Origin of the sequence: Streptomyces sp. HB132 (genome assembly GCF_016909575.1) — a bacterium.
Taxonomy (GTDB): domain Bacteria; phylum Actinomycetota; class Actinomycetes; order Streptomycetales; family Streptomycetaceae; genus Streptomyces.
The window spans coordinates 161,581-174,401 of the sequence record NZ_JAFBGA010000012.1; the positions used below are offsets into that span (position 1 = coordinate 161,581).

Genomic DNA, 12,821 nt, shown 5'->3' on the forward strand with positions numbered 1-12,821 from the left:
GGCCGCTGAGCGGCCCGCCCGTTCTCACTTCAGGAGTCGCTACGCGCCGAGCAGCGTCCGCACCCGGTCCGCCCCGACCGCGAGCAGCAGCGTGGGCAGGCGCGGGCCGGTGTCACGGCTCACCAGCAGCCGGTACAGCAGTGCGAAGAACGACCGCTGGGCCACCTTCAGTTCGGGCGTCGGCTTGGCGTCCGGCGCCAGGCCCTCCAGCACCTTCGGTACGCCGTAGACGAGCGTGGTCAGTCCGTCCAGCGACCAGTGCGAGTCGAGCCCTTCCAGCAGCAGCCGCAGCGACTCGCGGCCCTGCTCGTCCAGGGAGCCGAGCAGCTCCTTGTCCGGCTCGTCACGGACGATGGTGCGGGCCTCGGCCGGCACCTGGGTGGTGATCCAGCTCTCGGCGCGGTCGAGCCGGGGCCGTGCCTCGTCCAGCGAGGTCAGCGGGCTCGAAGGGTCGAGCTCGCTGAGGATGCGCAGCGTCTGCTCCTCGGCGCCCGCCGTGATGTCGGCGACCGACGCGAGCGTGCGGTACGGCAGCGGACGGGGAGTGCTGGGCAGCTCACCGGCGGCCGTGCCGACGGCCCGCGCGTAGGCGGCGGCGTCGGCGGGCAGCACCGAGCCGTCGGCGACCTTGCGGGCCAGCGAGTCCCACTCGTCGTACAGCCGCTGGATCTCCTGGTCGAAGGCGATCTTGAAGGACTGGTTGGGCCTGCGGCGCGCGTACAGCCAGCGCAGCAGCGGCGCTTCCATGATCTTCAGCGCGTCGGCCGGGGTCGGCACGCCGCCCTTGCTGGAGGACATCTTGGCCATGCCGGAGATCCCGACGAACGCGTACATCGGTCCGATCGGCTGGACGCCGTCGAAGATCTCGCGCACGATCTGGCCGCCGACGACGAAGGAGGAGCCCGGCGAGGAGTGGTCCACGCCGCTGGGCTCGAAGATCACGCCCTCGTAGGCCCAGCGCATCGGCCAGTCGACCTTCCAGACCAGCTTGCCGCGGTTGAACTCGTTGAGCCGGACCGTCTCGGCGAAACCGCAGGCCGAGCAGGTGTAGTTCAGCTCGGTCGAGTCGTCGTCGTAGGACGTGACGACGGTGAGGTCCTTCTCGCAGTTGCCGCAGTAGGGCTTGTACGGGAAGTAGCCGGCGGAGCCGGAGCTGCCGTCGTCCTCGTCCGCCGCGCCGGAACCCTCGGCGGCCTCCAGCTCTGCCTCGTCGACCTTCTTCTGCTGCGGCTTCTTCCCGCCGGAGCCCTTGGCGCCCGCCGCGCCGTCCTTCTTGGTGCGGTAGCGGTCCAGGACGGCGTCGATGTCGGCGCGGTGCCTCATCGCGTGCAGGACCTGCTCGCGGTACGTACCCGCCAGGTACTGCTCGGTCTGGCTGATGCCGTCGTACTCGACGCCGAGCTCGTCCAGCGCCTCGGTCATCGCGGCCTTGAAGTGCTCGGCCCAGTTCGGGTACGCCGACCCGGCCGGGGCGGGCACCGACGTCAGCGGCTTGCCGATGTGGGCCTGCCAGGAGTCGTCGACGCCCTCCACACCGTTCGGCACCTTGCGGTAGCGGTCGTAGTCGTCCCAGGAGATCAGGTGGCGCACGGTGTGACCGCGGCGGCGGATCTCGTCGGCGACGAGGTGCGGGGTCATGACCTCGCGGAGGTTGCCCAGGTGGATCGGGCCCGAAGGGGAGAGTCCGGAGGCGACGACGACCGGTTTGCCAGGCGCACGTCGCTCCGATTCGGCGATGACATCGTCCGCGAAGCGGGAGACCCAGTCGGTCTCGGTGCTGCTCTGACTCGAAGCCACGGTCGGCACGTCCTTCTCTCGTGTAGGACTCGTAGGGGCGTCCCCCAGCAGGGGCACCCCCATTCTCCCAGGTACCACCCGCAGCGCGAAAACGGCTTTACACCCCGTGGGATACTGGGGTGATCCCTTGTCCTCTACCGAAACGGCAGCCGGCTCATGGCTTCGGTCCCCTCCCTCGCTTCCACGCTCCAGCAGCAGCTGGCGGACGCCCTGACGGCAGCACTGCCGGATGCCGGCACCGCGGACCCGCTGCTGCGACGAAGCGACCGGGCCGACTTCCAGGCCAACGGCATCCTCGCGCTCGCCAAGAAGCTCAAGGGCAACCCGCGCGAGCTGGCCTCCCAGGTCACGGCGGCCCTCCCGGCCGGTGACCTGATCAAGGACATCGAGGTGTCCGGCCCCGGCTTCCTGAACGTCACGCTCACCGACCGGGCGATCACCGAGACGCTCGCCGCGCGCGCCGCCGACGGCGACCGGCTCGGCGTCCCGCTGAAGGCCGCCCCCGGCACGACCGTGATCGACTACGCCCAGCCGAACGTGGCGAAGGAGATGCACGTCGGCCACCTGCGGTCGGCGGTCATCGGTGACGCGATGGTCCAGATCCTCGAGTTCACCGGCGAGAACGTCGTCCGGCGCCACCACATCGGCGACTGGGGCACCCAGTTCGGCATGCTCATCCAGTACCTCCTCGAGCACCCGGACGAGCTGAAGCACGAGGGTGACAAGGCTGACGGCGAAGCCGCGATGTCGTCGCTGAACCGCGTCTACAAGGCGTCGCGGGTCCTGTTCGACTCCGACGAGGAGTTCAAGGCCCGCTCCCGCGACCGCGTCGTGGCCCTCCAGGCCGGCGACCCGGAGACGCTCGCGCACTGGCAGCGCTTCGTCGACGAGTCGAAGATCTACTTCTACTCGGTCTTCGACAAGCTCGACATGGAGATCGCCGACCCCGACATCGTCGGCGAGTCCGGCTACAACGACATGCTCGAGGAGACCTGCCGGATCCTGGAGGAGACGGGCGTCGCCGTCCGCTCCGAGGGTGCGCTGTGCGTGTTCTTCGACGACGTGAAGGGCCCGGACGGCAACCCGGTCCCGCTGATCGTCAAGAAGACGAACGGCGGCTACGGCTACGCGGCCACCGACCTCTCCGCGATCCGCGACCGGGTGCAGGCCCTCAAGGCCGACACCCTCCTCTATGTCGTGGACGCCCGGCAGTCCCTGCACTTCAAGATGGTCTTCGAGACGGCCCGCCGCGCCGGCTGGCTGAACGACGACGTCAAGGCGCACCAGCTGGCCTTCGGCACGGTCCTCGGCAAGGACGGCAAGCCGTTCAAGACCCGTGAGGGCACCACCGTCCGGCTGGAGGACCTGCTGGACGAGGCCGTCGAGCGGGCCACCGCCGTGGTCCGGGAGAAGGCCGAGAAGGTGGGCCTGTCCGAGGAGGAGATCGTCGAGAACGGCCGGTACGTCGGTGTCGGCGCCGTGAAGTACGCGGACCTGTCGACCTCGGCCGTGCGGGACTACAAGTTCGACCTGGACCAGATGGTGTCGCTGAACGGCGACACGTCGGTGTACCTCCAGTACGCCTACGCCCGGATCCGCTCCATCCTGCGCAAGGCGGGAGACGCGAAGCCCGCCGCGCACCCGGAGCTGGGCCTGGCCCCGGCCGAGCGCGCGCTGGGCCTGCACCTGGACCAGTTCGGCGCGGTACTGGCCGAGGTGGCCGAGGGGTACGAGCCGCACAAGCTGGCCGCGTACCTCTACCAGCTGGCCTCGCACCTCACCACCTTCTACGACCAGTGCCAGGTGCTCAGCCCCGACAACGCCCCCGAGGTCGTCGAGAACCGGCTGTTCCTCGTCGAGCTCACCGCGCGGACCCTGCACCAGGGCATGAAGCTGCTCGGCATCAGGACGCCCGAGCGCCTCTGACCGGGCAGCCGGCCCCGCGCCGGACCACACCACACGACCGCCCGTGCGGGACAGCGTCCCGCACGGGCGGTGTCCTATGCGGCGGTCAGGAGTTCGAGCACCTTCCTGACCGCTTCGACCACCGGCTCCCCGACCGTCGACACCGTGGCCGCGATCCCCGCCACAGCCATCAGGGCACGATGCCGCTCCTCGGGCTGCCCCGCGCCGCCCTCACCGGTGAGGGCGGGCAGGTTGTCGTCCAGGACCCGGACACTGACCGGCGGGAGCTGCTCCCGCAGATCGCCGAGCAGCCGCAGGAGTTCCCGGACCGCCTCCTGCAGCTCCGGGGAGGCCGGCTCGGCACCGGAGGGACCGGAATTGTTGTGCACGATGCCCTGGTTGCCCGTCCCGCCGTACATGCTGACGCGATCACCGATGTGGTAGCTGTCGCCGCTCATGAATTGGCTATCCCCACGTTCCCCGAACCCCCGTACATGTTGATGTTGTCCCCGAAGTGGTAGATCTGCGGACTCGCGCTGATCCCTTCCACCCGCACCGTGAACTCGGCCTCCGGATGGTCGATCGCGTACGAGATGTGACCGACGAGCTGCCGCAGGTGGTTGGGGTCGGCGCTGGTCACCATCGCGGTGGACTGACCGGACGTCTCCACGGCCAGCACGAAGTGGGAACGGGCCGTCAGGACTGGGGTCAGCTCCGTCAGGAAGTAGACCAACGTGGCCAGCGTCACGATCCACACGAAGCTGATGAGCCCGCCGCCACCACCGCCGTCGTCCGGCTGCCCCAAGGACGCCAGGGACGTCGTCAGCCAGATGAGCACGGTGAATCCCGTCGCCGTGGAGACGGACAGCGCCACCCGCTTGCAGAAGAGCGCGATCGCCTCCTTGCGCCGCGGGCGCAGCACGAAGGTGAAGACGCGGGCGATGTTGTGCAGGGGGTAGGCAGCCTCCCCCACCCACAGCAGCCGCTTCTGGACCCGCAGATCGACCGCCTGCGCCAGGGGCGGTGGTGGCGGGGCGCTGGGTCTCGGCGGTACGGCCGGCATCTCCATCGGTTCCCCCTGTTCCGCGTGGCCACCGCGGCCCTGCGAAACGACAGCACCATCCCGCACCACGGGAGACCCATTAAGCATGCCGTCGCCCTTCGGAACAAGCGATTAATCACGCAACACGCGGCTCTGACAATGGAGTTGGCGAATTATCGACGCCCGCCGCGGACGGGGCGGGGGCCCCGTCACCGTCACCGCTCGGCCGGGACCCACTGGGCGGCATCCGAGCGGTAGTAGTACTCCGGCCGGGCCGTGAGGCTGCTCGTACGGAACGGCTCGCCCCCGTCGTCGATGCGCAGGGTCCCGCTCCGGCCTCCGCTGGTCCACTCCAGCTCCAGGTACCAGGTCACGTCGTGCCCCTCCACGTGCGCGTCGAGGTTGAAGACCTCGACGTCGGTGGAGCTCACCCGGTACGGGAAGTCCTTGGCGGGCACGACCTCCCCGGCGTCCTCCCCGGCGACGGGCTCCGCACGCGGACGGCCGTCGTCCAGGTCGATGTCGAAGGTCTGCGGCGTGATGCCTCCGCCGCAGCCGTTCCCCATCGAGTACGCGGACCGGGCGAGCGCCGCGTCACGGCCCAGCACCCGCACGTGCAGCCCGTTCAGCACGACCGCCTCGTCGGACTTCCCCTGGAGGGTGAGTTCGAGCTTCACGTCCCCACCGTCCACACCGCCGAGGGCCCGCGCCCAGCCACGGGTGTCCTGCGGCGCGGGGGGCGGGGGCACGTCGTCGGGCTCCTGGTCGAGCATGTAGTACTGCCCACAGGGCGATTCCCAGTTGTACGAGCTGATGGTGGCGTTCACGGGCACGCCACCGCCCTCGGGCCCGTCCGAGGACGGCGAGGGCTTGGCCGGAACACTCACTCCGGCCGACGGCGAGGCGGCGGTGGCACTCGGCTTCGCCGACGCGTCGGCGCTGCCACTCGGCTTCACACGCGTGCTCGCCCGCCCGCTGGGGACGACCGGCGCATGGCTGAACGCGGCATCCGGCTTGCCGTCGTCGGCGGGTTCGTCCTTCCCCAGGCCGTGGACGACGAGCGCCGCAGGGACGGTGAGGGCCACCACCGCCACCGCGGCGAGCAGGACGCGCAGCCTCCGGGTGGTACGGGGGCCGCGGCGGGGCACGTCGCCGGCGCCGGGCCCCTCGGGGGTGACGTCCTGCGACGGGAATCCGGCCGCCGGTCGTGATTCCGCTTCGGCTTCCGCCGCGTCCGTTCCGGCTTCCCTCCCGATCCGGTGCGCGGCGGGTCCGGGCGCGGCGGCATCGAGGGCGACCGGCTCGGGCGCGGCCGGCTCGGGGGAGTCGGGCTCGGCGGCCGACTCGTCAGCAGGCTCCGCAGCGAGTCGGGCAGGGGCCCCGCCCGCCTCCGGCTTCCGCGTCCCGCGCCGCTTCGCCTCGTCGGCCAGGATCCACTTCCGGTGCAGGGCGATCAGCTCGTCGGGGGACGCCCGGCACACCCGTGCGAAGCGCTCGACGGGTGCGTAGTCATGAGGGACGGCGTCGCCGTTGCAGTAGCGGTGCACGGTCGAGGTGCTCATGTGCAGCTTCTTCGCGAGCGCCCCGTAGCTGAGGCCGGACCGCTCCTTCAGCTCCCCCAGCAGCGCCGCGAAGTCCTGGATCTCTGTGCCCACCCCGACCGTTCTCCTTCTGTTCCTTCCCGGAACGGCGTCCCAGGGAAGCGATGTTCGCGCAGGTCAGAGTACGTAAGGCCGTTCCAGCGTCCCGCATGGCACGGCAACCGTTGTGACGAGGATCCGGACCTGGAAAGGATGTGGACACGCCGCGGCGTTCCCGCGATCCGCACATCCCACCGCCACCCGTCCCGGGAGCCGCCATGCGTACTCCACCCGAGCTCGACCTGATCGACGCGGTCGCCACGGGGGTACTGATCGCCTGCGTCGCAGCCGTCATCGCACTCCTGTATCGCCTCTGATTCCACGTCAAGACCAGTACACCCGCCCGCACCTCAGGGTGCCAACCGGCACCCCGGGCACCCTCACAACCGAACGGGGATTACCTCATGCGCAGCATTCGTTTCAGCCGCATCACCCGCACCTCCGTCCTGGGAGCCGCCGCACTGGTCTCCGCGCTGTCCCTGACGGCGTGCCAGAGCGGCGGCCCGGCGGCCTCGGACACGCCGACCGCCTCGGGGTCCCAGAAGCCGGCCGGCACCTCGGCGGCCCCGGCCTCGGACACCGGCAGGGAGACGGCCGAGGACTCGGGCGCTTCCGCTTCGTCCGGCGGAAAGCCCGACGCGAAGCAGCCGCACAGCGGCAGCAACGGCGACAGCAGCGCGGGCAGCAGCGACGGCGGGAACAGCGTTGATGGCAGCGGGAAGCTGCCCACGTGCACCGACGCGAACACCAAGCTCACGGTCACGAGCGTCAAGCGCCCCGTCAACCACATGCTGCTCACGGTGACCAACACCGGTTCGAAGTCCTGCTACGCCTACTCCTACCCGTTCCTGAGGTTCGGCGAGGCGCAGTCGGTTCCCCCGGTCGTCGAGGACAGCCGGCCGCAGTCCGTCGTCGTCCTCGACCCGGGCCAGTCCGCCTACGCCGGCATCCTGACCTCGTCGGCCGACGGCAGCGGCGACGGCGGCTACTCCACCCAGGAGCTGACCGTCGGCTTCCAGGGCGCGGACGGCCGGTCGGCGGGCGCGATGGCGGACGTCCCGCTGAGCGCGGAGGTGTTCGTCGACAGCACGCTGGCCGTCACCTACTGGCAGACCGAGATGGACGACGCCCTCATGTACTGATCCTCCGCCACGGGCGTGACACCGGGGCTGTCGTGCCTGGCCGGCGTCGTGGTGAGGACGACGCCGCCCGGGCCGCCCCGGCGGCCCGGGCGGCATGGCCATCGGGAGAGCCTCCGGTGCCAGCCGTCGCCGGTGTCGGCTGCGGGGCGCACTGTCTGTTCCCACTGGTGGAGCCATTCGCGTCCACGTCGGACTTCAGGGGCGTGAGCCAGGTCATCCGCCGAGGAACGCCGCCGTGGTCGCCACGAACCGGTCGGCGTCGTCGATCCACGGACAGTGGCCCGCTCCCGGCTGCACCACGAGCCTGGCGTCAGGGAAGGCTTCCGCGATCTCGGCCGCGGCGACAGGCGGGCTGTTCAGGTCGAACTCTCCGGTGAGCAGCAGCGCGGGAGCCTCGCAGGAGGCGAGCGCCGCACGGGTGCTCTCCGGGCTGATACTCGCCGGCATGAACGAGGTCATCCGGGCGGGTGAGGAGATGCGCAAGCTGCGCGCCGAGATGATCAAGGTGTTCGCAGACTTCGGCTGGACACAGGAACGCATCGCGCAGCTCACGGACATGAGCCAGCCCGCCGTGTCCAAACAGATGGCGAAGCACAGGACCGACGAGCCACGGCCCCCGATGGAGGTGTCCCTCGACCAGTGCGACGTCCCCTGGCTTGAGGGGCGACTGCGGGGTCTCGCCGAGGAGATCTCCGAGACCCTCGGCGAGACCGCGCACTGCACCCGCCATGTCGACGCGCTCGCCCGGGGGAAGAAGCGCTTCACACCCCGGAACGTCGACGAGCTGAGGCGTCTCGTCGAGGAGGACCTCAGGCAGCACCGGGCAGAGCTGTCCTGTGCTCACCGGGCCGCCTACGACGAGATCAGCCGCGGCCTCGACCTTGCCTCGAAAGTCACCACCACATCGGCATCGGCATCGGTACGCCGCTCCCTCGCTCACCGGATCCAGCGCGATCAGCTCAGGGGCTGACGCGTTGCGCCGTCCTCTGTGACAGTGTCCGAGGCCGTCCGACCGCTTTGCCGCACGCGGCCTGGTCCTGGAGATGCGCGCGGCCCCGGCCGGGATCGACGACCCCATCGGCCGCGGGCGGCCGCTGTTCGCGTTCTTCGCGGCGCCGGCTGGGACCGGGCGGGAGAACATCCGGGGAGCCCACGCCGGAGGGGCTGGACACCGCGGCCCGCAAGCACGGCGGCCGGCCCCGCGCCTCGTCCAGGGTGGTCAGCCGATCCGTACGCCGTCGCTCCCGCCGTCGGACAGGAACAGGGCCAGCCGGCCGCCCTCCTCGGCGACGGCGCCGCGTTCGGACCGGGTGAGTCCGCGCCGCGGGCTGACGGTCACGGTGCCGGCGTCCACGGTCCAGGTCGCGGAGACCCGGCCGTCGACCAGCACCACCCGCGCCCCCTCGACCGACAGGCCGCGGTCGGCGTCGTCGATGATCCGGCTGCGGTCGTGATACCCGAGGATCGCGTTGTCGAACGCGGGCAGGAAGCGTACGGGCGCGGGGGTCCCGGGGTCGGGACGCGGTGCGTCGGGCAGGTCGAGCAGCTCGCGCCCACGTTCGTCGCGGAAGCCGACCAGCTCCCCCCGGACGGCCGCCACCGCCGCGGGCAGCCCGGCAAGACCGCACCAGGCGCGCAGGTCGGCCGACGCGGCGGGCCCGTACGCGGCCAGGTAGCGGCGTACGAGTGCCTCGCCCGTGGGGTCGGTCCCCGGCGGGGCAGGAGCATCGGGTTCCTGATCCAGCCAGGGGCCGAGCGGAGTGTTGCGGACCCCCGCCTTCACACGCCACAGTCCGCGCGGCGGCATCTGCACCATCGGGACGAGGGCGGCGACCGCCATCTCGCCCAACGCCCTGCGGCCCGGGGCGGGCCACCGCTCGGCGAGCGCGTCGGCGACCTGGGTCATGGTGCGGGGCACGCCGTCGGCCATCACCGCACGGGCAGCATCGGCGAGTTCACCGAGGTCCACCCCGTCGAGCTCACGGCGGTACGTGCCCAGCACCCGCAGACGGAGCATCGGATCGTGCCGCGCCCGCCAGGCCAGCACGTCGGCAGCGGTGACGAGATGGACGGTCCGCCGCATCAGATGCGTACGCACGACACGCCGCCCGGTCAGCAGCCCGTCCAGTGCCGCCGGTTCGAACCCGCGCAGCCGGGACCACAGCCCGGTGAACGGCTCCTGCGCCTCCTGCGCCTGCAGGCCGCACAGGTGCGCGACCGCATCGAGCGGCTTCATGTCCGCGCGTTCGAGCAGCAGTTGCCTGGCCAGTGTCGCCCGGTTGAGCGCCCGGCCGTCGAGGACGGTCACAGGATCGTTCCTTCCGCTGTCGTCATGGGAGCCGTGGAGGCAGGCCGCCTCACCCGTTGTGCTCGCTCACGACGTCGACGACCCACACGACGCCGAACCGGTCCTCGAGCATGCCGTAGAGCGGTGCCCACCCGGCGGGCTCCAGCGGCTGCACGACGGTGGCCCCGGCGGAGAGCTTCTCCCAGTAGGCGGTCACCTCCTGCGTGGTCCCGCCGCGCAGGGAGACGAAGAATGAGTTCACCCCCCGGTCCCACGGCAGCCGGGACGGCACGTCGTAGGCCATGACACGGAACCCGCTCTCCGCGGTCACCTGGCCCCACATCACCTGGTCGGCCTCGGAGGGATTCCGGGTGTCCCCCGCGTCCTCGTACGAGACGACGGCGACGTCGCCACCGAACACGGAGTGGTAGAAACCGAGCGCGGCCCGGGCGTCTCCCCGGAAGTTCAGATGTGTCACGGACGTGACGGACATGAGTGGCTCCTTGCCTTCGACGGCGATCGACTCGATGGAGGGGGCGCCCGGAACGGTCAGCACCGCCGCCGTGGCCGCCCCCGGGGAACCACCTTCGCAGGGGTAGCGGACAGGGTGTGTCCGCCATATCGGGGACGATGACTCCATGCCGAAGACCTCAGCCCGACTGCTCGCACTGCTGTCCCTGTTGCAGGCACGTCGGGACTGGCCCGGGGCGCTGCTGGCCGAGCGGCTGGGCGTCAGTCCGCGCACCGTGCGTCGCGACATCGACCGCCTGCGCGAACTGGGTTACCCGATCGCCGCCTTCAAGGGACCGGAGGGCGGCTACCGGCTCGAAGCGGGCGCGGAGCTCCCCCCGTTGCTGTTCGACGACGAGCAGGCCGTCGCCCTGGCCCTCGCCCTCCAGGTCGTCACCACGAGCGGCGTCGGGGTCGAGGAGGCAGCCGCCCGCGCACTGACCACGATCCGGCAGGTCATGCCCGCCCGTCTGCGCCGCCGGGTCGACGCCCTGAAGGTCACCACCGTCGAGCGGACGGCCACCGGGCGGGGCGCCCAGGTCGGCAGCGGCACCCTGATGGCGCTCAGCAGCGCCGTCCACGCGGGCGAGGTACTGCGCTTCGACTACGCGGCCCCCACCGGCGACCGCGCCGACCGCCCACCGCGACGGGCCGAGCCGCACCACCTCGTCACCTACGGCGGACGCTGGTACCTCGTCGCCTGGGACCTCGACCGTGACGACTGGCGCACCTTCCGCGCCGACCGGATCACCCCACGCGTCCCCACCGGCCCCCGGTTCCCCCCGCGCGAGGTCCCCGGCGGCGATGTGGCGGCCTTCGTGGCCGACCGGTTCCGCGGCTCCGGGACCCCCGGCGAGTGGCCCTGCAGGGGCGAGGTGATCCTCCGCACGGCCGCCGCGTCGGTGGCCACCTACGCCCCGGACGGGATCGTCGAGGAACTCGGCCCCGACCGCTGCCGGCTCGTCCTGGGCGCCTGGTCCTGGACCGGGCTGGCCGCCACCTTCGGAAGGTTCGACGCCGATATCGAGGTCGTCGGCCCGGCGGAACTGTCAGCCGCCTTCGCGCACCTGGCCCGCCGCTACGCCGACGCGGCCTCTCCGGACCGGCCGGCCGAGGTCCCGTCCTCGCGCCCGTGAGCCGGGCGCCGCCTTCCGCGGACGCGTGCTCTCGGGCACGGCATGATCCCGCAGGCGCCCGTGGGCCTCGTCCTCACCGGCGCCCCATCACCTGCTCCGCGTACGCCGCCTGGGTCGGCCGGCCCCTCGAAGGGCGGCCTCAGCCGGCCGCCGCCCGTTCCCCGGCCGGGCGTCGGCGCACGGCCCGCTCGGTGAGCGACTGCGGCTGCCAGGCGCCGTCGGCCCGGTAGAGGTCGGTGCCGGGCGCCACTATCTCGTCGATGCGGTCGAGCACCGCGTCGTCGAGCAGCAGGTCGGCACCCTTGAGCAGTGAGGTGAGCTGGTCCATGGTGCGCGGGCCGATGATCACCGATGTGACGGCCGGGTGCACCAACGGGAAGGCGACGGCCAGCTCCGGCAGCGTGCAGCCCACTTCATCGGCGAGAGCGACGAGTCGCTCGACCGCCGCGAGCTTCGCGGCGTTGCCCGGGAGAGCGGGGTCGAAGCGGTGCGGGGTGAGCTTGGCGCGGCCGGTGGTGAGGTCGGCGGGCCGGCCCTCGCGGTAGGCGCCGGACAGGAATCCCGAGGCCAGCGGCGACCAGGTCAGCACTCCCATGCCCAGGCGCTGCGCGGTGGGGAGCACGGACCTTTCGATGCCGCGCGTGAGGACCGAGTAGGGCGGCTGCTCCGTGCGCAGCCGCATCAGCCCGCGCCGCTCAGCCACGTGGTGCGCCTCGACGATGTCCTCGGCGGGGAACGTGGAGCAGCCGAACGCCCGGATCTTGCCCGCACTGACCAGGTCGCTGAGGACGGACAGCGTCTCCTCGATGTCAGTGGTGTGGTCAGGACGGTGCACCTGGTAGAGGTCGATCCAGTCCGTCCCCAGGCGCCGCAGACTGTCCTCGACGGCCCTGACGATCCAGCGGCGCGAATTGCCGCTGCGGTTGCGTCCCTCCCCCAGCGGGAAGTGCACCTTGTCGGCGAGCACCACGTCGTCGCGTCTGCCCTTGAGCGCCTTGCCGACGATCTCCTCGCACTCGCCGGCGGAATACATGTCGGCGGTGTCCACGAAGTTGATTCCGGCGTCGAGCGCGGTGTGGATGATGCGTGCACCGTCCTCGTGGTCCGGGTTGCCCACGGCCCCGAACATCATCGTGCCGAGGCAGTGGGTGCTCACCTCGATGCCGGTCCTGCCGAGAACTCGATAGCGCATGGTCGTACCCCGTCGACGGTCGGATGAGGAGCGTCAGCCTAGAAGTTGGAGTGCACTCGACGGCAAGGGGTGACGACGGATTCGAGACTCCCGCCCTCGCGACGCGCGTGCCGCGCCGCGGATCAGGACACCGCCGGACGGTTCACCCGGGCTCGTTCACGGAGCCCGGA

General features: G+C 71.3%; 12 protein-coding genes. 4 read left to right on the forward strand and 8 right to left on the reverse strand.

From position 1 onward, the window contains the following. Positions 1-39: 39 nt before the first annotated feature. Positions 40-1,806 (reverse strand): lysine--tRNA ligase, encoded by a 1,767-nt coding sequence (gene lysS, locus JOC24_RS24610; protein ID WP_205022566.1) that lies wholly within the window; start codon positions 1,804-1,806, stop codon positions 40-42. A 147-nt stretch (positions 1,807-1,953) separates the two neighbouring features. Here lysS and argS point away from each other — a divergent pair, with 147 nt between their 5' ends. Next, complete coding sequence (gene argS / locus JOC24_RS24615; RefSeq protein WP_205022567.1) at positions 1,954-3,723, forward strand: arginine--tRNA ligase; 1,770 nt, start codon at positions 1,954-1,956, stop codon at positions 3,721-3,723. A gap of 74 nt (positions 3,724-3,797) precedes the next feature. Here the strand turns inward: argS and JOC24_RS24620 are convergent, their stop codons facing one another. From JOC24_RS24620 to JOC24_RS24630, 3 genes are all read right to left on the reverse strand, one after another. After that, positions 3,798-4,160, reverse strand: coding sequence for a DUF5955 family protein (locus tag JOC24_RS24620; protein ID WP_205022568.1), 363 nt, complete (start codon positions 4,158-4,160; stop codon positions 3,798-3,800). Next, positions 4,157-4,771, reverse strand: coding sequence for a DUF6232 family protein (locus JOC24_RS24625; RefSeq protein ID WP_307792755.1), 615 nt, complete (start codon positions 4,769-4,771; stop codon positions 4,157-4,159). Before JOC24_RS24625 ends, JOC24_RS24620 begins: the two co-directional genes overlap by 4 nt. A 188-nt stretch (positions 4,772-4,959) precedes the next feature. Then, complete coding sequence (locus JOC24_RS24630; RefSeq protein WP_205022569.1) at positions 4,960-6,399, reverse strand: transcriptional regulator; 1,440 nt, start codon at positions 6,397-6,399, stop codon at positions 4,960-4,962. Positions 6,400-6,788: 389 nt separating this feature from the next. Between JOC24_RS24630 and JOC24_RS24635 the strand changes: the two genes are divergently transcribed. Then, complete coding sequence (locus tag JOC24_RS24635; protein WP_205022570.1) at positions 6,789-7,526, forward strand: DUF4232 domain-containing protein; 738 nt, start codon at positions 6,789-6,791, stop codon at positions 7,524-7,526. A gap of 213 nt (positions 7,527-7,739) precedes the next feature. On the opposite strand, the gene JOC24_RS33485 is transcribed toward JOC24_RS24635, so the two are convergent. Next, complete coding sequence (locus JOC24_RS33485; protein ID WP_374104522.1) at positions 7,740-7,973, reverse strand: alpha/beta fold hydrolase; 234 nt, start codon at positions 7,971-7,973, stop codon at positions 7,740-7,742. Here JOC24_RS33485 and JOC24_RS24645 point away from each other — a divergent pair. Beyond that, positions 7,972-8,496: a sigma-70 family RNA polymerase sigma factor gene (locus tag JOC24_RS24645; RefSeq protein WP_205022611.1), complete on the forward strand. Its 525-nt coding sequence runs from the start codon at positions 7,972-7,974 to the stop codon at positions 8,494-8,496. The two genes, JOC24_RS33485 and JOC24_RS24645, sit on opposite strands and share 2 nt — an antisense overlap. Positions 8,497-8,745: 249 nt before the next feature. Here JOC24_RS24645 and JOC24_RS24650 read toward each other — a convergent pair whose 3' ends face one another. After that, entirely contained in the window at positions 8,746-9,834 is a 1,089-nt protein-coding gene (locus tag JOC24_RS24650; RefSeq protein WP_205022572.1) for a winged helix DNA-binding domain-containing protein, read from the reverse strand. Between the two features lie 49 nt (positions 9,835-9,883). Continuing rightward, complete coding sequence (locus JOC24_RS24655; protein WP_205022573.1) at positions 9,884-10,306, reverse strand: VOC family protein; 423 nt, start codon at positions 10,304-10,306, stop codon at positions 9,884-9,886. A 145-nt stretch (positions 10,307-10,451) separates the two neighbouring features. Here JOC24_RS24655 and JOC24_RS24660 point away from each other — a divergent pair, with 145 nt between their 5' ends. After that, positions 10,452-11,459 (forward strand): helix-turn-helix transcriptional regulator, encoded by a 1,008-nt coding sequence (locus JOC24_RS24660; protein ID WP_205022574.1) that lies wholly within the window; start codon positions 10,452-10,454, stop codon positions 11,457-11,459. A 139-nt stretch (positions 11,460-11,598) separates the two neighbouring features. On the opposite strand, the gene JOC24_RS24665 is transcribed toward JOC24_RS24660, so the two are convergent. Continuing rightward, positions 11,599-12,651: an aldo/keto reductase gene (locus JOC24_RS24665; protein ID WP_205022575.1), complete on the reverse strand. Its 1,053-nt coding sequence runs from the start codon at positions 12,649-12,651 to the stop codon at positions 11,599-11,601. Positions 12,652-12,821 lie beyond the last annotated feature (170 nt).